The 439-nt window shown below is 47.2% G+C and carries 1 protein-coding gene; it reads right to left on the reverse strand.

Going from position 1 to position 439, the window contains the following annotated elements:
- Positions 1-329: 329 nt before the first annotated feature.
- Positions 330-439 (reverse strand): sigma factor-like helix-turn-helix DNA-binding protein (locus AWU74_RS11045; protein WP_306701130.1); only part of this gene is annotated, 110 nt, incomplete at its 5' end.

The raw sequence follows: 439 nt of genomic DNA on the forward strand, positions 1-439 counted from the left end.
TTCTTTTATCCGTTCCCGCGCCTCGTCGCTTATATCGTGCCGGTGAATGCCTTCATTTCTTTTCATGCTTCTATTTTACCTCTTTTCCCCTATCCAGTCCACACTGCCTAAGGAAATGTTTATATTTCTGTTGTATTTCTTGCAATGCTTGTGTAAACAGCAGTATGTTCGGATTATGCGACAGATGAAACTCGTTTTGCCAAGCAAGATACTTCAGTGCAAGTATTTTTTTTGATATCTGGGCGATTCGCTTTCAGTACCATTATTAAAAATGTCTGTTCTTGCTCGCGTTGACCGGAAAGGGCAGGAGGGCGGGGGAAACGCCCCTGCTATAGGGCACTTTTCCGAAGGCTGCCCAGCCGCGCGCGAAGCCGGATATTCGCTCTAGTGTGGATTTGGGAAATGCGGGATTCGCTCACGTTCAGCACCCGTCCGATTA

Source organism: Treponema endosymbiont of Eucomonympha sp., assembly GCF_001028545.1.